Annotated in this window: 17 protein-coding genes; 5 read left to right on the top strand and 12 right to left on the bottom strand. The window is 64.0% G+C overall.

Features of this window, described 5'->3' with window-relative positions:
• Positions 1–158: 158 nt before the first annotated feature.
• The gene (locus SZ63_RS01090) at positions 159–1,232 is read left to right on the top strand and encodes a PAS domain S-box protein (protein ID WP_048179766.1); all 1,074 of its coding nucleotides are present in this window, start codon (positions 159–161) and stop codon (positions 1,230–1,232) included.
• A 510-nt stretch (positions 1,233–1,742) separates the two neighbouring features.
• Here SZ63_RS01090 and SZ63_RS01085 read toward each other — a convergent pair.
• Genes SZ63_RS01085 through SZ63_RS01075 form a run of 3 tightly spaced genes read right to left on the bottom strand, consistent with a single transcriptional unit; the run spans position 1,743 to position 5,054 of the window.
• The gene (locus tag SZ63_RS01085) at positions 1,743–3,752 is read right to left on the bottom strand and encodes a DEAD/DEAH box helicase (RefSeq protein ID WP_048179763.1); all 2,010 of its coding nucleotides are present in this window, start codon (positions 3,750–3,752) and stop codon (positions 1,743–1,745) included.
• Positions 3,749–4,558, bottom strand: a complete 810-nt coding sequence (locus SZ63_RS01080; protein ID WP_048179760.1) for a DUF7839 domain-containing protein — start codon at positions 4,556–4,558, stop codon at positions 3,749–3,751. Before SZ63_RS01080 ends, SZ63_RS01085 begins: the two co-directional genes overlap by 4 nt.
• Positions 4,542–5,054: an ArsR family transcriptional regulator gene (locus tag SZ63_RS01075; RefSeq protein ID WP_048179758.1), complete on the bottom strand. Its 513-nt coding sequence runs from the start codon at positions 5,052–5,054 to the stop codon at positions 4,542–4,544. The genes SZ63_RS01080 and SZ63_RS01075 overlap by 17 nt, the downstream gene beginning before the upstream one ends.
• A 57-nt stretch (positions 5,055–5,111) precedes the next feature.
• Here SZ63_RS01075 and hypF point away from each other — a divergent pair, with 57 nt between their 5' ends.
• The gene (gene hypF / locus SZ63_RS01070; protein ID WP_048179755.1) at positions 5,112–7,319 is read left to right on the top strand and encodes a carbamoyltransferase HypF; all 2,208 of its coding nucleotides are present in this window, start codon (positions 5,112–5,114) and stop codon (positions 7,317–7,319) included.
• A 191-nt stretch (positions 7,320–7,510) separates the two neighbouring features.
• Here hypF and rpl12p read toward each other — a convergent pair whose 3' ends face one another.
• From rpl12p to SZ63_RS01030, 8 genes are all read right to left on the bottom strand, one after another.
• The gene (gene rpl12p, locus SZ63_RS01065; protein ID WP_048179752.1) at positions 7,511–7,831 is read right to left on the bottom strand and encodes a 50S ribosomal protein P1; all 321 of its coding nucleotides are present in this window, start codon (positions 7,829–7,831) and stop codon (positions 7,511–7,513) included.
• A 28-nt stretch (positions 7,832–7,859) separates the two neighbouring features.
• Positions 7,860–8,888 carry a 50S ribosomal protein L10 gene (locus SZ63_RS01060; protein ID WP_048179750.1) on the bottom strand — a complete coding sequence of 343 codons (1,029 nt, stop codon included), beginning with the start codon at positions 8,886–8,888 and terminating at the stop codon, positions 7,860–7,862.
• Positions 8,888–9,529, bottom strand: a complete 642-nt coding sequence (locus SZ63_RS01055; RefSeq protein ID WP_048179747.1) for a 50S ribosomal protein L1 — start codon at positions 9,527–9,529, stop codon at positions 8,888–8,890. The genes SZ63_RS01060 and SZ63_RS01055 overlap by 1 nt, the downstream gene beginning before the upstream one ends.
• 51 nt (positions 9,530–9,580) lie before the next feature.
• Positions 9,581–10,057, bottom strand: coding sequence for a 50S ribosomal protein L11 (locus tag SZ63_RS01050; protein ID WP_048179744.1), 477 nt, complete (start codon positions 10,055–10,057; stop codon positions 9,581–9,583).
• Positions 10,058–10,251: 194 nt separating this feature from the next.
• Positions 10,252–10,725, bottom strand: a complete 474-nt coding sequence (locus tag SZ63_RS01045) for a transcription elongation factor Spt5 (protein WP_048180753.1) — start codon at positions 10,723–10,725, stop codon at positions 10,252–10,254.
• Positions 10,726–10,730: 5 nt separating this feature from the next.
• Positions 10,731–10,940, bottom strand: coding sequence for a protein translocase SEC61 complex subunit gamma (locus SZ63_RS01040; protein WP_011843253.1), 210 nt, complete (start codon positions 10,938–10,940; stop codon positions 10,731–10,733).
• A 6-nt stretch (positions 10,941–10,946) separates the two neighbouring features.
• Positions 10,947–12,044, bottom strand: coding sequence for a cell division protein FtsZ (gene ftsZ, locus SZ63_RS01035; RefSeq protein ID WP_048179741.1), 1,098 nt, complete (start codon positions 12,042–12,044; stop codon positions 10,947–10,949).
• The gene (locus SZ63_RS01030; RefSeq protein WP_048179738.1) at positions 12,041–13,354 is read right to left on the bottom strand and encodes a D-aminoacyl-tRNA deacylase; all 1,314 of its coding nucleotides are present in this window, start codon (positions 13,352–13,354) and stop codon (positions 12,041–12,043) included. Before SZ63_RS01030 ends, ftsZ begins: the two co-directional genes overlap by 4 nt.
• A 94-nt stretch (positions 13,355–13,448) precedes the next feature.
• Here SZ63_RS01030 and SZ63_RS01025 point away from each other — a divergent pair, with 94 nt between their 5' ends.
• Genes SZ63_RS01025 through SZ63_RS01015 form a run of 3 tightly spaced genes read left to right on the top strand, consistent with a single transcriptional unit; the run spans position 13,449 to position 16,698 of the window.
• A complete protein-coding gene (locus tag SZ63_RS01025) occupies positions 13,449–13,631 on the top strand; it encodes a hypothetical protein (RefSeq protein WP_048114178.1) in 183 nt (60 codons plus the stop codon).
• Positions 13,628–14,830 (top strand): molybdopterin molybdotransferase MoeA, encoded by a 1,203-nt coding sequence (locus tag SZ63_RS01020; RefSeq protein ID WP_048179734.1) that lies wholly within the window; start codon positions 13,628–13,630, stop codon positions 14,828–14,830. The genes SZ63_RS01025 and SZ63_RS01020 overlap by 4 nt, the downstream gene beginning before the upstream one ends.
• Positions 14,824–16,698: a molybdopterin biosynthesis protein gene (locus tag SZ63_RS01015; protein ID WP_048179730.1), complete on the top strand. Its 1,875-nt coding sequence runs from the start codon at positions 14,824–14,826 to the stop codon at positions 16,696–16,698. The genes SZ63_RS01020 and SZ63_RS01015 overlap by 7 nt, the downstream gene beginning before the upstream one ends.
• Here the strand turns inward: SZ63_RS01015 and SZ63_RS01010 are convergent.
• On the bottom strand, positions 16,625–17,107 hold the full coding sequence (locus tag SZ63_RS01010) for a TIGR00725 family protein (RefSeq protein WP_048179728.1): 483 nt from the start codon (positions 17,105–17,107) through the stop codon (positions 16,625–16,627). The two genes, SZ63_RS01015 and SZ63_RS01010, sit on opposite strands and share 74 nt — an antisense overlap.
• Between the last annotated feature and the right edge of the window lie 547 nt (positions 17,108–17,654).

Below are 17,654 nucleotides of genomic sequence, written 5' to 3'. Positions count from 1 at the left end.
ATGTTAGATTCACCCTCATGGGATACGACGACGCGCGGATAAAAAACGCGCCGGAACCGCCACAGTAGATACCTGCAGGGCGACCGGGCGACCTCCCGGGTCCGCCCCGCAGGCCACGGGCAGGGATCTGCCCGACGTATGCGACTCGGTACAACGTCATGGCCTCCCGCAACGATCGACCCTCGTTCCCCGCTTTTCCATCTGCGGCCCACCGTATCACCAGGGCCCGCGATCAGGCATTCCTCGCACTCGTTCTCCCGGTTGGTCTTTCCAGGGAGGTCCTGACCTCTCCCGGCGTCCTGCTCATCGAACTCCTCCTCGTATGCATCGCCTTCGGGCTGCTCGGCGTCTGGCTCAAGGAGCGGGAAGTGGCCGCCCGCATCGCCGGCATGGATGCAAGCATCGAGGGAATCAGGACAACGGGCAGTATCCCGCCCCGCCTCCCTGCAGTCGGGGGCGATCCCGTCTCACGGTTCGTCGAAGAGGTCAACCTGATGCTCGGCGAACTGGAACGTTCCCGGCGCGACCTCCAGGAGAGCAGGGACCGCTACCGCCTCCTCTTCGAGAGCGGGAACGATTTTCTGCTGGTATGCGCCGTCGGGAGGGAAGGGACGCCCTACCGGATACTGGATGCGAACGCGCTTGCCTGCCGGTGCCTCGGGTATACCCGCGACGAACTCTTCGCCCGTGCTCCCGGATCGGTCATCCTCATCCGGAGCGACTTCAAGAAGGGCGACCAACGCCTCCATTCCGCCGACCTGATCCCCCGGGAAGGCGAACGGATCCCGGTCGAGGCGAGCATCCACCGCATCACCCTCGGGGGCACGCCGGCCATCCTCATCATCGCACGGGACGTGACGGAGAGACGGCAGGCCGAGAAGGAACTGATGGACTACCGCTACCGGCTCGAGGAACTGGTGACGCAACGGACAGAAGAACTCCGGGCCGCAAACGAGAGCCTCAAACGCGAGATGGGAGAGCGGGAGAGGATCGAGCGGGAAAGAATGGAGGCATACCGGCAGATCGAGAGGAACATCGAGCAGTTCGCCGTCCTGACCGACCACATCCGAAACCCTCTCCAGGTCGTCCAGGGGATGGCCGACCTCATCGACGACGAGCGAGCGGAGAAGATCCGGGAGCAGGTCAGGCAGATCAAGGCAATCCTCAGACAGCTCGACGAAGGCTGGGTGGAGTCGGAGAAGGTGCGGGAGTACCTGGAGCGGTATCGGTAGGGAGAGGGTTTTGGGCTGTACCCGGCCGGGGTTTGAGGAGCCAGTGAACCTACAGTGATGGTTGAGAATACTGCAGTGCTGTTGATCGCCAATAGACCTGTTGAGACAAGAGAGTCCCAATACAGTGGACCGTGGTGGCTATCGCCACGTGGGGGTGGGGCTGACGGGGAGGGGGGAGCATCCCCCCTCCCCTGTCTCCACGTCGGAATGAATGTCTGTAACCCCCACCCCACCCGCGCTTCGCGCTCCTCCTCCGCACCTTCGGTGCTCATGCTCCGGTCCTACAGCCCGTCGCACCCCGCCCCGGGGGCGGGGGCAGTGCGTGGCGATAAGCGACGTTCCGGCAGGAACGGAGCTGGAGCACCGAAGGTGCGATGTCCGGTGGAAATCCCGTACATGGGCTTTATAATTTCCCGAAACGTGAAACAGGGGGCAAGAGAACTTGAAAAACACAACTGACCGCGGGTTTTGGGGAGGGGGACCTTCTCCGGGCAAGTTCCCGAAAAAACCCTACGGCGTCGTCTCTTCGGCGCACTCGAGTTCCGCGACGATCTCGGCCGCATCGTCCATACGCCGCACGAGGTCCTTGATCTCGATCAACCGCTCGGCGCCGATGAAATGTTCGGCCATCACCCGGGCCATATCGGTGAGTTCGATACGCCCGCCGCGCCGCCGGACCAGCCCGTAGTCGAGGAGCGTGGGGAGGGCGGGCTCCAGCGTCCCGACCATCGTGTGGGTCATCTTGATGATCTGCTGCTCGTCGCCGTTCGAGACCACGGCGTTCGCGACGAACTCCTCCGTGCTCTGCTCCATGTCGTACTCGGGCGCGACCTCCTCCATCTCGCCTCGCAGAAGGCCGACGGCGACCTCCTCCTCGGTCTTCCCGGACGTCCGTGAGTACGACCCCCCGGGTTCCGCCATGATGACCACCCGGCCGAGATCGTGGAAGTCCGGCCGGCCCGCCCGGCCCATCATCTGGTGGAATTCCTGGACGGTGAGCCACTGGATACCCATCGCAAGGGCGTCGAAGATCACCTGGGACGCAGGGAAATCGACGCCGGCAGCAAGCGCCGCTGTCGTGACCACGGCGGCGATCTCCCCGTTCGCGAACCGCCGCTCCACGTCCCGGCGTTCCTGGGAGGTCAGCCCCGCATGGTAGGGGGCGGCCTTCTTTCCGAGGGCGTCGGCGATGACGTGGCAGCGGGCACGGGAGTTGGTGAAGACGATCGTCTGGCCCCGGTAGCCTTTCGACGACCGCACCTTGTACTCCTCGGCGACCATCTGCTTGATGAAGTTGATCTTCTTGCTTCGCTCGACGAAGATGAGATGGCGTTCGAGCGGAACCGGCCGGTCCGCGTAGCGGACAAGATTTGCCCGGAGTTTATCCGCGAGCAGCCCCGGAGCCCCGATCGTGGCCGAGAGGTAGAGGAACTGCGCCTCGGGAGCGACATGTTTGAGCCGGGCGATCAGCCCGTCGAGACGGTGGCCGCGTTCCGGGTCCTCGAGCATCTGCACCTCGTCGATGACGACGGTTCCGATATCCTTTAAGGATCGCCCGGTCCGGAGAGCGTGGTCGATCCCCTCGTAGGTTCCAACCACCACGGGAGCGTTGACGTCCCGGTCACCCGCAGGCCGGGTCTCGGGGAGGTTGAGACGGCTCACCCCGGTCTGCAGGGTGACCCGGACCAGGTGGCCGTAGCGGTCGCGGAACCGCTGGTACTTCTGGTTCGCGAGCGCGACCAGCGGGACCAGGAAGAGCGTCCTCCCCCGGCCTTCGAGGAAGTTCTTCATCCCGGCCATCTCCCCGATGAAGGTCTTGCCGCTCGCGGTCGCCGAGACGACCAGGAGGTGCTGCCCCTCTAAAAGCCCGTCCTGGACGGCGAGCTGCTGGACGGGCATCAGGTATTCGACCCCGGCGGCCTTCGCGAACGCGGGAGGGAGCGGGAGTTCGGTGATATGAGCGGTTTTCTGAACCTCGTGCGCCTCGAGCCGGTCAAAGAGCGTCCGCTTCAGGTCGGGGTGCTCGGGGCCCACCGACGCCAGCACCCGGTCGAGATCGCGGATCTGAGCGAGGAGTTTCTCCAGGTGAACGAGCACCGAGCCGCCGAACTTCCCCAGGTAACCGAGCTCCCGGCGCATCTCGCGCTTTGCGCACTCCATGCAGATCCATTCCCCGCCGTACCGGACGCCGGTCGCCCTGTCGACCGGCGCGAACCGGTCCTCGAGCTGACAGAACCGGCAGATATCTATCCTCGACGACGGGATCTGGAGATCGGCAAGGAACGACTCGAATTCAGGGCTCTTCGCCGCAAGGAGTACCGTGGAACGGCGCAGCAGGGCGATCAGGTCACGGGTAGGGGTTGGCTTGAGCTGTTTGCCGCGACGGCGCATCTTGAAATTCTTCGGCCGCCGGCCCTTCGGGGTCGCAGCCAGGTCGACGAAACCCGAACCTTCGACGCGGCCGCCTTCGACGAACAGCAGTTTATACGTGCCTTTCTGGGGCTGGACGATGACTTTCATGACGGGATCAGGTCGTGGATCGTGTAGGTGAGCCCCACCGTCTCCAGGCGCTTGAGGAAATCGGTAAACTCCTCATCGACGATAAGAATTGCGCACTCCCGGCCGTGGAACGCCGCTTCGACGACCCCTTCCCTTGAGCCGAAGAACATATCCGGCTCGATGCCCGCCTTTCTGAGGGCCACGTAGGATTCGAGGCCGACGGCGCCCACCATCTCGGCGTCCCGGACGGCCTCCCGGAGAAGATCCGTGCTGACCTGCCGGGACCCGCCCCGCTCCACCCTCGGCACCTTGCAGACGTGAACGAGCCCCTCTTCGTGCTGGATGATGCCGTTCAGCTGGGCGACGCCGAGATCTTCTCCCGGTGCCGCGTCCATGGTCGCGAGGCCGGTGGCGCTCTGCTCTTCTCTCGTCGCGTAGAGCCACCCGTCCTGCATGAAGACGCCGACCGTATCCCCTTTCCGGATATCGTCCCGGGCGATGGCCGTCCAGACCGCCACCTGCTGGATGACATCCCGGTTGATGTGGCGGGCATACGCCTCGAGCGCCTCGGCGTGACGCAGGACCCACTCGATCCCGCTCTTCGTCACCTCGTAGCGGCCCCGGCCGTGAGCGGCGACCAGCCCTTCGTCCACCAGCTCCCGGATGTACTCGGAGACGGCTTGAGGCGTCACACCGAGTTTCGCGGCAACCTCCTGCTGGCGGACGGCCGGCTGGTGTTCGGCGATCTCTACGAGAATCTGGAACCGGGTGGCCTCGCGTTTGCTGCGCAGGATGACGTAAAGAGGGTCGTCAGTGAAGTCGGTCAAGCAGCACCATTCCCTGCCCTTTCACATCGAGACCGGGGATCCTCTTCGCCAGCCCCTTGATGAAGGTAGGGCTGACCCCGTATTTTCGGGAGATATCGCCGATGGAGGTGGTCCCGGCCACGATCTCCTGCTCGACCGAGTCCACGATCGTGCGCAGACCCTCGTCGTTCGAGACGGCGATGTGCAGCAGATCCCCGATATCGCCCATGGAACACTGGAAACTGGCCCGGAACTTGCTGTATGTCGCCCGGTACTCCTTTGTCGGTTTCTCTCCGGGCTTGGGCATCCGCCACTGCTCTTCGATCAGGTTTCCTTTCTTGAGAATAGAGAGGCACTCGGTCACCGTCGAGGGGCCGGCATATGTCGCAAGGTCTTCCTCGGTCAGCCAGGCTTTGTTCAGGAGTTCGTAGATCTTTTTATAATCGGCATTATTGAACGTTATGAGAAGAGGAACCAGTTCCACCGGATCGTTAAGAATTTTAATATGTCCCGTCACTGCGATACCCTATTGTTATATGGTGGTATAACTCCATAAATTTTTGCTGAAATCTCAATGCGTACCAGTGGCACAATCATCATCCGGGGCATCGTCCAGGGAGTCGGGTTTCGTCCCTTTGTCTATGCAAAAGCGCGGGAATTTGGGATCACGGGGACGGTCAAAAACCTCGGGAGCGAGGTCGAGATCCATGCATCCGGCGACCGCTTCGAGGAATTTCTGGAAGCCGTTTCCAGAGGAACGCCATTATCTCAAATAGATTCCGTAGATGTCCAGAATCTGCGCGGCGGGAAGACCGAAGGGTTTACCATTCTCGAGAGTAATTCGGGGAGCCTCTCGGGGTTCATACCGACCGACGTCGCCATCTGCGACGACTGCATCGCCGATATTTTCACGCGAGGCGGCCGGTACGAGGGTTACTGGGCCACGTCCTGCGTCAACTGCGGGCCCCGGTACAGCATCATCAATACCATCCCCTACGACCGGGAGCGGACGTCGATGGCGGAATTCCCCGTCTGCCCCGCCTGCGAGAGCGAGTACACCGATCCGGCGTGCCGCCGCCACCACGCCCAGACAATCGCCTGTGCGGCCTGCGGGCCGGGTCTCGCCCTTCTCCGGGCCGACGGAACGCCGGTAGCAGGGGATCCCATCCGGGAAGCGGCGGCCCTCCTCGACGCAGGCTCGATCGTCGCCATCCGGGGGATCGGGGGATTCCATATCGCCTGCACCGAGGAGGCGGCGGGGGTTCTGAAATGCCGCCTCGGCCGGACGGAGCAGCCGCTCGCGGTGATGGCGACCCCGGAGGAAGTCGAACGGATCGCGGTCGTCTCGGACGAGGAGCGGCGGATCCTCCACTCCCGGGAACGGCCGATCATGGTGCTCGAGAAACGGGATCCCGTGTCCCACCCGACGATCTCGGACCTCCACACCATCGGGTGTATGCTCCCCTACACCGGGCTGCACCACCTCCTCTTCGCGAACCTCGCCCACCCGCTCCTCATCATGACGAGCGCGAACCTGCCGGGCTACCCGATGATCACCGATCTCGGAGTCGCTCTTGAGCGGCTCCCGGGGCAGGTGGACTATATCCTCACCCACGACCGCCGGATCGTCAACCGGTGCGACGACTCCGTCGTCAGGGACGGCTACATCATCCGGCTCTCCCGGGGCCTCGCCCCGAAGCGGGAGGCGATCGACCTCGGCAAAGGATGCATCCTCGGCGTCGGCCCGGAACTGAACGCGAACATCTCCATCTACAAAGGCGGCTTCTGCATCACCTCCCCCCACGTCGGAAACGTCAGGAACCCCCAGACCCTCGCCTACCTGCAGGAGACGGCTGAACGGCTCGGCGGGCTCACCGGCGCCCGGTACGACCGGATCGTCCACGACCTCCACCCGCAGTTCCTCTCGACCCGCTACGCGAGGGAGGTTGCCGAAGCGACAGGGGCAGAACTCCTCGCCGTCCAGCACCACCGGGCGCACATCGCCGCCACGACCCGGGAAGAGTGCGTCGGGATCGCGATCGACGGCGTGGGCTACGGCGACGACGCCACGATCTGGGGCGGGGAGGTGTTTGCCGGACGGATCCCCTACCTCGACCGGGTCGCCCACCTCGAGGTCGTCCCGATGCCGGGCGGCGACCTCGCCACCCGGTTCCCGGAGCGGATGCTCTACGGCATCCTCCCCACCCCCGAAGTCCGGGACATCCTGGCGTCACGGGGCTGGAGCGATATCGAGCTCGCCGTCCTCGTCAGGCAGGTGGAGCGGGGGTTGAACGTCGCCGCGACCTCGAGCACCGGCCGGGTTCTCGACGCCGCCGCAGCCCTCCTCGGGATCTGCCGGGAGCGAACCTACGACGGGGAGCCGGCGATGAAACTCGAGTCGGCGGCATACGCCGGGAAACCCTCGGCCTGGGACCTCGAGTACCGGCAGGACGGCGGGTGTGAGGTCCTCTCGACCCGCTCGCTCCTCGCGGAGGCCTGCCGGCGGTCGGCTGCCGGGGGGCGGGCGGACGACATCGCCGCATCGTTCCAGTACAACCTCGCCCGGGGCGTCGCCGCGATGGCCGTCCGGGCGGCCGAAGAGCGCGGGATCCCCCGGGTGGCGCTCTCGGGTGGGGTGGCCTACAACCGGGCGATCCGCGAGACGATCCGGACCGAGATCCGCAACGCCGGGCTCGAGTTCATCATGAATAAGGACTACCCGCTCGGCGACGGATGCATCAGCTTCGGGCAGGTCGTGTACGGCGGGAGCGTGGAGGAGTGAACTCTCCCGTATCCACCGGGTTGTAATCGGACAGACACCCTCTTTTTCTCGTTCGACCCGGCGACGCAGTACCGGGACAAAGGCGGCACGGCTGCCCTGAGAAGCATTCTAAAAGATCCGACACAGAGAGAGCGGAGCGTCACTCGATCCGAGAAGATAACCGGTTCGTTAAAGGCGAAAGAAAAAAGGGTTTAGCCGAAGAGGGCACCGAGACCGGCCATGCCGCTCTCTTCTTCCTCTTCCTTCTTGCCCTCTTCCTCGGCCTCTTCCTCGGCTGCGGGCGCGGCGGCGGCTGCGGGGGCAGCGGCTGCGGCGGGTGCAGCGGCGACGGGCGCGACGGCGGCCTTGCTGATGGCCTCCTCGATGTTCACGTCCTCGAGTGCGGCGACGAGCGCCTTCACGCGGGCGTCCTGGACCTCGACACCGGCCGCGTTCAGGACAGCAGTCACATTCTCTTCAGTTACATCTTTGCCTGCGTTGTGCAGGAGCAGTGCAGCGTAGATATACTCCATAGTTCATTCACCTCTTTTTGAAATGATATTAGCCGAAGAGGGCGCCGAGACCGGCCATGCCGCTCTCTTCCTCCTCTTCCTTCTTCTCCTCTTCAGACTCTTCTTCCTCGGCCTTCTCCTCGGCTGCCGCCGGGGCTGCTGCCGCGGGTGCCGCAGCGGTCGCAGCCGATGCGGCTTTCAGGGTCGCCTCATCGAGCTCGAACCCACGGCCCTGCGCCGCGAGCGCGACGGCCAGCATCTCGCGCTGAGCCCGCCCGATGATCAGGTCGACGATATCCTTCTCGTAGATGCTCGCCTCGACACCCACGTTCCGGGCCTCGCTCACCGCCTTGCCGATGATGGCCGCGACGGTAAGTCTGGTCGGGATGACGGCGTTGACCGAGAGGTTGAACGCCTGCTGGGCAGCGAGTACGATGTTGTTCGCGTAGACTTCCTCATCGATGGCGAGGAGGTCCGGCGTGAAGATGGTCTCACGGTAGTATGCGGCCTGCAGAATGAGGCCGACATCCATCGGCTTGACGCCGAGTTTCACGAGAGCTTCGGCAACCTTCTTGTTGATGACCTCGCCCTTCTTCACGACCGTCTTCGTCTCGCGGATCTTGACCTTTCCGCCCTCAATGGCTGCAGGAATGCCCACCTGCTGGAGCTCGCCCACGATCGGGCCGGGCTTGAAGCTGGTCGGACCCTTCGGGATGACGATATCCTCGGGAGCAGTCTCGCCGGGCTTCGCCGCCATCTTCGTCTTGGTCCGTTCAAGCAGCTTGAAGAGCTTGAAAGGATTCTCGTTCGTGAAGATCAGGGCGCTCTGGCCGTCGGCGTGGTCGTTTAAGGCCGCGACGCTGCCGCCGAGCTCGTTTAAGGCGTGCTCGATCAGCGTGTTGCGGGCCATCTTCACCCTCGCCGTGCCGCGGAGGTTCCGCCGGATCTGCTGGACCTGCGAGGCGGGAATGCCGTACATGTCCACGACGCCGACGAGCGAGTGCTCCTCGATACCGCGCTTGATCTCCTCTACTTCTTCCTTCTTCCACCGGGGCAGGTGGTGCGTATAGAGTGCCATCAGATCACCCTCACTGCCGGCCCCATGGTCGTCTTCACGTAAACCGAGTGGATATTCATCGTTCCGCTCTCCAGGACGGACTCGACCCTCCGGAGAACCGTGTCGATGTTCTCGGCGATCTGTTCGGGCTCCATGCCGGAGGTTCCGACCTTCGCGTGGAAGACCTTCTTGTCCTTCGTCCGGATCTTCACGGAGTTCCTCAGACGCTGAACGATGGGCCGGATGTCCATTCCCTGCGGAACCGGCATAGGCATCCGTCCGCGGGGACCGAGCCTGACACCGAGATAACGCCCGACGAGAGGCATCATTGCCGTCTCGGCAAGGAAGAACCGGTACTCATCCGCCACCTTGCGCGCTTCCCGGGGTTCTCCCCCGAGCCGCTCGATCTCCTCAGGTCCGATGATGAGGTCCACATTCACCTCTTTTGCCTGCGTGGTGATGTCGCCCTTCCCGAGAACTGCGATCTTGACGTTGTCAAAACCGTGCGGGAGGAGAATCGTCTCATCGATACGATTCTTGGGCTGGGACATATCGATATTCCTGAGGTTGACGGTGATATCCACGCTCTCCTTGAACTTCCGTTCCGGAGCCTTCTCCAGTGCCGCCTTCACGGCATCCTGTATACTGGTTTTGTCAACCATCCTTTGCCTCCATAGTACACGACCTCACGATCTTCTATGGTTGTCTGACATCTATGCGACGAGTACGCCGTCGTACTCCCCGTCATTGATGGCCTGGATCATCTCGCGGGGCTTCTTCCCCTCGACGGTGACACCGACGCTCACGCACGTTCCAACGACCTCTTTGACCGCGGACTTCAGATCGTACGAGAGCATGCCATCAAATTTCATACGGGCAATACGGACGGCGGCCTCCAGCGGCAGATCTCCCGCCACCAAAGCACCCGGCTCTGCCGAACCCTTCGAAATACCGGCCTCTTTCATGACGAGCGCCGTCGTGGGCGGAATGCCCACCTCAATCGTGAAGTTCTTCTTATCGTCGACCGTGACCGTCACCGGCACCTGCATGCCGTTGAATTCGGCTGTTTTCTTGTTGATATCGTCGACGACAGCCTTCACGTTGATTCCGAGAGGTCCGAGCGCGGGCCCCAGAGGCGGGCCTGCTGTTGCCTTGCCGCCGGGTACCAATACCTCGACCGTTTCTGCCATACAAGTTCACCAGCTGATTATTCCTCAGGGGAATAGTTGCCTGGGTTCTCTAAGGTCAACGTGGGAGGATTTAAAGTACAGCACCCGGGCGGCACACGGGCCGTTCAGGAACAGGCGTGCCCGGCAGTCGGGAATCGTATCGCCCGCAGTATGGTGGGACCGGCAGGACAAAAAAGAAATTAGCGTTGTATTCTTCAGGAAGCATCTTCCGAGCGTTCCACGACGCGAACGGAGTCGCCGCGGACCGTGATCGGAATGGGAACCATACTCTCGTAGAGTTCGACCGTAATCTCTTCCTTTCCTGAATCGATACGCTTGACAACCGCTTTCTCGCCCTTGAACGGGCCGGCGATGATCTCGACGATGGTGCCCTCGGTGATTCCGCTGACCACCGGTTTCGGCACCAGGAAGTGCTCCACCTCGGAGAGAGCGGTCGAACCCTGCACCACCGCGCGCGCATGAGGGATCAGCTCCACCAGCTGCTCTATCCGGGCGATGGAGTCCGGGCTCTCCACGAGGACATAGCCTTTCAGTTCCTCGGGAACCATGACGGCCATCACGTGGATATCTTTCTGTTCCCGGATCACCTTCTCGATATTGTCGGCTACCGTCCGCTCCTGCTTTGCGGTCGTCTTTATCGCGTATATCCTGTTTGCGCTCTCAACCATATCCATCATTTGGGCAGTACCAGCATGATCTCATAGATGATAAAGCCGACAAGGCCGATGAGCATGATTCCGGCCGCAGCCACGATGGCGATCTTGGAGAACTCGTCGCGGGTCGGCGTCCGTGCCAGTTTCAGCACGCGCCAGTACTTCTTGAAGAGTTCCTCCTCGATCTTGAACGACTTTACTTCCTCCAACGTCTCTTTATAATCCATCATACCGGCTCACTTCAGGAAGTCGATCTCAAACTGTTTCATCATGCGTGGCATACTCTTTTCGTTTCTCCCATATATTTGTGGTGACCGGACGCCGGTGACCACGAGCAGCGTACGCATCTTGCCCTGCATATCGGGGTCGACCTGCGCACCCCAGATGATGCGGGCATCGGGATCGATGCGGTCGTAGACCTCCTGGATGACGCCTTCCGCCTCGGACATCGTCATATCGGGTCCGCCGACCACGTTGACGAGCGCCGCGCTCGCGCCGGAGATATCGACATCGAGCAGCGGGGAGCGCAGCGCCTTCTTGACCGAGTCGGCGGCTTTGTCCTCGCTGTCGCTCTCGCCCATCCCGATCATCGCGACGCCTCCCCGCTCCATGACGGTCCGGACATCGGCGAAGTCGAGGTTGACGAGACCGGGCATCGTGATGAGCTCGGTGATGCCCTTGACCGCCCGCATCAGCACCTCGTCCGAGACCTTGAACGCGGCGTGGAGCGGGAGCCGGGGCACGACCTCCAGCAGCCGGTCGTTGGGGACGACGATGACGGTATCCGCCACCTCACGGAGCCGCTCGAGGCCGGCCTCCGCGTTCTGTCCCCGGATAGCGCCTTCCACCGTGAACGGCAGGGTAACCACCGCAATGGTCAGTGCGCCCTCCTCCCTCGCGGCCTTCGCGACCACGGGTGCGGAACCGGTACCGGTGCCGCCACCGAGCCCGGTGGTGATGAAGACCATGTCGCACCCCTGGACGGCCCGCTTGATGTCGTCCTCGTTCTCGAGGGCCGCTTCCTCGCCGACCTGGGGGATCGAACCCGCGCCGAGACCGCGGGTTCTCTGCCTTCCGATGAGAATCCGGGTATCCGAACGGGTTCTGACAAGGTGTTGCGCATCGGTGTTGAGAGCGATCAGCCGCGCCCCATTGATGCCTTCATCCGCCATCCGGGTCACCGTGTTCGAACCGCCGCCCCCGCACCCGACGACGGCGATCTCAGTCCGGAGTTCCATAAGGAGATCTTCAAGATCCTTGTCGACCTCCGTGGGCTCAGCAAAGCGCTGCTCCTCTCGCGCCCGTGAAAGTGCCTCTTCTACGATGGATTTCATATGTATCTCTCCAATCCCGGGATATGTATCCGCTTCACGCTGGTTGTCTGCACTGCATCGGGTGTGACCATCCTCCCCTCGATCTCGACCGCCTTTCCGGCGGCAAGCATGGCAAAGAGCGGCCCTTTGGGGATCCCGTGTCCGCGCGCCTTCTCGGGGTCGAACCGCACCTTCCGGAGGACGAGGTGATCACCGTCGATAACAGCATTTTCACAGATAAGTAAGAGTTTTACACACAGGGTAGTTATATCACTTGCGAGTCGGGACGACTCGTTTTCAAAGCAGATGAACGTCGATAAAACCTCTGCCGAGCCTTTCGAGAGATGAGCGGCGGGAAATTCATCGAGACCGTTGAGAAAAGCCGATTTGTCTGATTTAATCGTTTCTTCAATCAACTCGGGGGCTATCCGCACCACGGCGGGAGTGCCTTCTCCCCTGAGATCGTGGATGCGGACGCGTGACCCGGGAGCAATCTCTTCGGCGAGATCCCTGACTAGGAGATAGGTCGCCCACGCAAGGCCGGACGCCTCCAGGACCTCCGACTCGGAGAGGAGAGGGAGCCCGGCGTCGGCGAGCATTCGCTCGATCCGCCCGGCGTCGTCTTTAGGGAGGGACTTCCTATCGATGTAGGCCGCCACGGCGCCGCTCGCCTCCTGCATCGTCCGGAGCAGATCGGGATCTACGGCACCGATCTGCCGGGTCGGGACGATGTGCCCGAAGGCTCCGCGGGAGGAGAGAGCGATATCGGTCTGCCGCACGGCGTAATGGGTTCCGCCGAAGCCGAGAAGATTGATCGTCTCCTCTGGCTCCGCGGCGAGGATGCTCTCCGCAACCGCCCTTCCGGCGGCCGGATCGGCCCATTCGGTCGCGGTCGACCCGATCTCGACGAAGAGTGAGGGCGTCGAGAGTTCCGTCGGACCGTGATGCGTCACCTCGTAGGAGACCCGGTAGCCCTCCGGGGCGCGGGCGGCGAGGTTGCCGAGGATTGCGTGCATCCACGCGGGAGCTGCCGGAGCGAGTCTTCCCGGCTCCCCGCCGAGGTCGGCGGTCTCGTAGTTGCCGGTGACGTGTACGGTCAGGGCGGGCATCTGGTGCACGCTCGCGTGCCGGGATATGAACACGATGAGATCGGCATCGACCTTCCCGTCGATCCGGTCCTGGTGGATCAGCCGCCCGTCGACCTCGTAAAACGCCAGCGTATGGCGATCGGCAAGCGGCCAGGGTTTACCTTCCGCGAGCAGCGCACGGAGGTGGTTCCGGATGTTTACCCCTGCTGTGTCCTGTTCCGAATTGATCAGCGCGATCTGCATCGGGTACAATGTGGGTCGCGGGGCTGCTAAATGGTAGTGCTTGACCGGCGCGATAGTAAATCCTATCTCCCTGCAGGCAAACCATGTGGGTACTATGGACGAGGATAAGATACGGAAAGCCTTCGAGGCATACGGTATAGAAGACGAGATTACCTGCCCACAGGCCTTCGAGATCTCGGAGAAGTACAGTATCCCGAAGATGGATATCGCCCGGTACTGCAACCAGCGCGAACCGAGAATAAAGATCCGCGGCTGTCAGCTGGGCTGCTTCAGATGAGCCTTTTCCTCGAGGTCGTATCGGTCGCCGAGGCCGTGGAGGCGGTGCGGAGAATCGCGCCGCCGCCCGGCTGCGAGGACGTCCCGCTCGAAGACGCCCTGTACCGGGTTCTCGCGAGGGACGTCCTCGCCGATATCGACATCCCGGGGTTCGACCGTTCGACGGTCGATGGATACGCGGTCGCCGCGGCCGAGACCACCGGGGCGTCCGAGGCCATCCCGGCGATGCTCCAGTGCCGGGGCAGGATCGGGATGGGGAGCGCGGATGCCGGAAGCATCTTCCCCGGATCGTGCCGGTACGTCCCCACCGGCGGCGCTCTCCCCGCAGGCGCGGACGCAGTGGTGATGATCGAGCATGCCGAGCAGATCGGGGACGACATCCTGGTGCACCGCCCGGTGGCCCCGGGTGAGAACGTGATCTTTTGCGGCGAGGATTTCGGGGCAGGGAAGGTGGCCCTGGAACGGGGGCGCGTGCTGACTCCCCGCGAGATCGGCGTTGCCGCGGCGGTCGGCGCCGACCGGGTCAGCGTGGTGAAGATGCCCCGGATCGGGATCATCTCAACGGGAAACGAACTCGTCCCCGTCGTCGAGACGCCCGGGCCGGGCGAGGTGCGGGACGCGAATTCTTACCTCGCCGGCGCCTTCGTGACGGAACGGGGCTGCCACCCGGTCTACTTCGGGATCGTCAGGGACGATCGGGCGGTGCTGAAGCGGGCGGTCTCTTCGGCGCTTGACCGGTGCGACGCGGTTCTGGTCTCGGGAGGCTCGTCGAAGGACGAGCGGGACAACACCGCGGCGGTCGTCGCGGAACTCGGCGAGGTGCTGGTGCACGGGATCGCGCTGGCGCCCGGGAAACCCACCATCATCGGGACGGCACGGGGTAAACCGGTCATCGGGCTCCCCGGCCACCCGGCCTCGGCCTTCGTCGTGCTCGTCGCCGTCGTCGACCACCTGCTCGCGGCGATGCGGCAGACCGCCGTCTCCCGGCGAACCGTCCGCGCCCGGCTGACCCAGAACGTCCCCTCCACCCGCGGGCGGGAGGACTACGTCCGGGTCAGTCTCGGCAACGGGGAGGCGACACCGGTCTTCGGAAAGTCGGGGCTCCTCAACACCCTGGTGCAGAGCGAAGGGGTGGTGCGGATCCCGGCATCGAGCGAGGGGTTCGAGGTCGGCGAAGAGGTCGAGGTGATCCTGTGGTGAAACGTTACCTCTCGGTGATATCGCTCGCGGAGGCGCGGGAGTTAGTCAGAACCTCTTTTTCGGCGGTTCCTGGCACCGTCCGCGTCCCGGTGAACGCCGGGGCGGTGGGGAGGATCACCGCGGAGCCCATATTTGCCCGGTTCTCGGTCCCCGCCATTCACCTCTCGGCGATGGACGGGATTGCGGTCAGGAGTGCCGATACCGTCGGCGCGAGCGAGCAGCGCCCGGTGACGCTCCCGGACGCGGCGCGGGTCAATACCGGAAACATCGTCCCGCCCGGCTACGACGCGGTGGTGATGATCGAGGACGTCTGGGTCGGTTCGAAGTCCGACGGCGAGACCTACACCGTCCGAAAGCCGGTCAGCCCCTGGCAGCACATCCGCCCGGTCGGCGAAGACATCGGCGAGTCGGAGATGATCCTCCCGAGAGGGCACCGGATCCGGCCGCACGACCTTGGGGCGCTTGCAAACTACGGCGTCACGGAGGTTGCGGTCACGAGGCTCCGGGCCGGCCTGATCCCCACCGGGAGCGAACTCGTGCCGGCGGGGGAGATGCCTCCGCCCGGGAAGGTGGTGGAGAGCAACACCCTGATGGCCGCGTCCGTCCTCGCGGAGGCGGGCGTGGAGACGCACCGCTACGGTATCGTCCCGGACGACTGCGACATGATCCGGGAGGCGGTCCGGCGCGGCGTCGCCGAGAACGACATCCTGTTCGTCTCGGCTGGGTCGTCCGCCGGAACGCGGGACTACACCGCCGACATCATCGCGGATCTCGGCGAGGTGCTTGCGCACGGGGTCTCCATCAAACCCGGAAAGCCGGTGATCGTCGGCAGGATCGAGGGAAAACCGGTGATCGGGCTTCCCGGCTATCCCCTTGCCGCTGCGACGGTGCTCCGCGAGCTCGTGATGCCGCTCGTCGCCCGCTACGGCCTCTTCGTCCGCGAGCCCGAACACGTCGCCGCCCGGCTGACCACAAGCCTCCACTCCGATATCGGGACCGACGAGTTCGTTCTCCTCTCGGCGGGAAGAATCGGCGACCGCTGGGTTGCGGCCCCCCAGTCACGGGGCGCGGGCGTCCAGATGAGCGCGGTGCGGGCGAACGGTTACATGCAGATCCCCGCGCAGAAAGAGGGCGCCGAGGCCGGGGAGACCGTGGACGTCCGGCTCACCGTCCCCCGTGCGGAGGCGGAGGAGGCGGTGCTCGTCACCGGCAGCCACGACCCGGCCCTCGACTACCTGGCCGACCTGGTGCGGCCGCGCGGCGTCGACGTCCACTCCACTCACGTCGGGAGCATGGGCGGGGTGATCGCGCTAAAAAAGCAGGAGTGCCACGCGGCCCCGATGCACCTCCTCGCCCCCGACGGCACCTACAACGTCCATTACCTGGAGCGCTACCTGCCGGACGCCGACCTCGTCCTCCTCTGCGTGGCGGAGCGCCAGCAGGGGGTCATCTCCCGCGAGGGCCTCGGGTTCGAGGAACTGCCCGGCCGGACGTTCGTCAACCGGCAGAAGGGTTCGGGGACCAGGGTGCTCCTCGACCACCATCTTGCACAGCGGGGCATCGACCCGGGCCTCATCCCCGGCTACGAGCGGGAGGCGACGACGCACCTTGCGGTGGCCCTTGCGATCCGGACCGGGGAGGCGGACGCCGGGATGGGGGTCTACAGCGCCGCGAAGGCGCTCGATCTCGCGTTCGTCCCGGTGGCGACGGAGCGCTACGAGCTCGCGATGCACCGCGAGATGCTCGACGACCCGCGGATCGCGGCCCTCGTCGAGACCGTCTCCTCGGATGCGTTCAAGAAGATTCTCCGGGATCTCGGGGGCTACGAGACGGCCGGGACAGGCGTGCTGCGCGAACTGCGAGGATGACCGCCTCCTCGGGCGTGGCGCAGACAAACACCCCCTCTATCTTCCAGGTCAGAAGGCCGAATACGGGTTTCTCCGTCTTGAGTGCAATGGCGATCTCCGAGAGCGTGCCGTAGCCTCCCCCGACGGCGATCACCGCGTCGGCCGAGTTGATCAGGACGACGTTCCTCGCGTGGCCCATGCCGGTGCGGATCACCACATCGAGGTAGGCGTTCCCCTCCCCGGTGTCCGGGAGGATGCCCACGGTCGTCCCGCCGGCCTCTTTTGCGCCCCTGCAGGCAGCCTCCATCACCCCGCCGAGGCCGCCGCAGCAGACGGTCTCATGGTTGCCTGCGATGAGGTAGCCGATGGTCTCCGCCGCTTCGTACTCCTCAACGGAGCAGTCCCCCCTCCCGATGACTGCGATCTGCATGGGGGAGAAGTCGGGGGGTGAGGGGATAAAGGGTGGAGTGCGGATCTTCGGGACACCCGGCATGCCTCTGCCATCCTCACCGCATTACCTCACGCGAAGAACGCGAAGCCGCGAAGGGGACTACCGCCAGCAATCGGCCGAACTTCGCGTTCTCCGCACCTGCGGTGCTCGAACTCCTTTCCCGCACCTGGCGGTGCTCATGCTCCGTTCCTCGAAGACCTCCGGTCTTCTCAAACTCCTGTCCTACAGACAGTCGTTCTCTGGAACGTCGCACCCTTCGGGAAAGTCGTCTTTCGCACCTTCGGTGCTCACGCTCCTGCCCTTCGGCCAGTCGCGCTTCGCGGCTTCGCGTGAGGCTGTATCCTCTCCCCCCATCGTCAATTCACGACACCACCTGCACCTGCTCCTCCCACCCTTCGGGTGCTCGAACGCCATTCGATCTTATGAGTCGAACATCGCGAGTCGCACCTGCGGTGCTCGAACTCCTGTCGTCCCGACAGTCGCGAGTCGCACCTGCGGTGCTCGAACTCCTGTCGTCCCGACAGTC

It is taken from the genome of Methanoculleus sediminis (genome assembly GCF_001017125.1).
GTDB lineage: Archaea > Halobacteriota > Methanomicrobia > Methanomicrobiales > Methanoculleaceae > Methanoculleus > Methanoculleus sediminis.
This window is presented reverse-complemented; position numbering and strand designations above follow the sequence as displayed.

Bases quoted from the DNA above. Each gene is read 5' to 3' on its own strand.
- SZ63_RS01050 (WP_048179744.1), bottom strand. From the start codon at position 10,057: ATGGCAGAAACGGTCGAGGTATTGGTACCCGGCGGCAAGGCAACAGCA.
- hypF (WP_048179755.1), top strand. From the start codon at position 5,112: ATGCGTACCAGTGGCACAATCATCATCCGGGGCATCGTCCAGGGAGTC.
- SZ63_RS01025 (WP_048114178.1), top strand. From the start codon at position 13,449: ATGGACGAGGATAAGATACGGAAAGCCTTCGAGGCATACGGTATAGAA.
- ftsZ (WP_048179741.1), bottom strand. From the start codon at position 12,044: ATGAAATCCATCGTAGAAGAGGCACTTTCACGGGCGCGAGAGGAGCAG.
- SZ63_RS01040 (WP_011843253.1), bottom strand. From the start codon at position 10,940: ATGATGGATTATAAAGAGACGTTGGAGGAAGTAAAGTCGTTCAAGATC.
- SZ63_RS01020 (WP_048179734.1), top strand. From the start codon at position 13,628: ATGAGCCTTTTCCTCGAGGTCGTATCGGTCGCCGAGGCCGTGGAGGCG.
- SZ63_RS01045 (WP_048180753.1), bottom strand. From the start codon at position 10,725: ATGGTTGAGAGCGCAAACAGGATATACGCGATAAAGACGACCGCAAAG.
- rpl12p (WP_048179752.1), bottom strand. From the start codon at position 7,831: ATGGAGTATATCTACGCTGCACTGCTCCTGCACAACGCAGGCAAAGAT.
- SZ63_RS01085 (WP_048179763.1), bottom strand. From the start codon at position 3,752: ATGAAAGTCATCGTCCAGCCCCAGAAAGGCACGTATAAACTGCTGTTC.
- SZ63_RS01055 (WP_048179747.1), bottom strand. From the start codon at position 9,529: ATGGTTGACAAAACCAGTATACAGGATGCCGTGAAGGCGGCACTGGAG.
- SZ63_RS01090 (WP_048179766.1), top strand. From the start codon at position 159: ATGGCCTCCCGCAACGATCGACCCTCGTTCCCCGCTTTTCCATCTGCG.
- SZ63_RS01060 (WP_048179750.1), bottom strand. From the start codon at position 8,888: ATGGCACTCTATACGCACCACCTGCCCCGGTGGAAGAAGGAAGAAGTA.
- SZ63_RS01030 (WP_048179738.1), bottom strand. From the start codon at position 13,354: ATGCAGATCGCGCTGATCAATTCGGAACAGGACACAGCAGGGGTAAAC.
- SZ63_RS01010 (WP_048179728.1), bottom strand. From the start codon at position 17,107: ATGCAGATCGCAGTCATCGGGAGGGGGGACTGCTCCGTTGAGGAGTAC.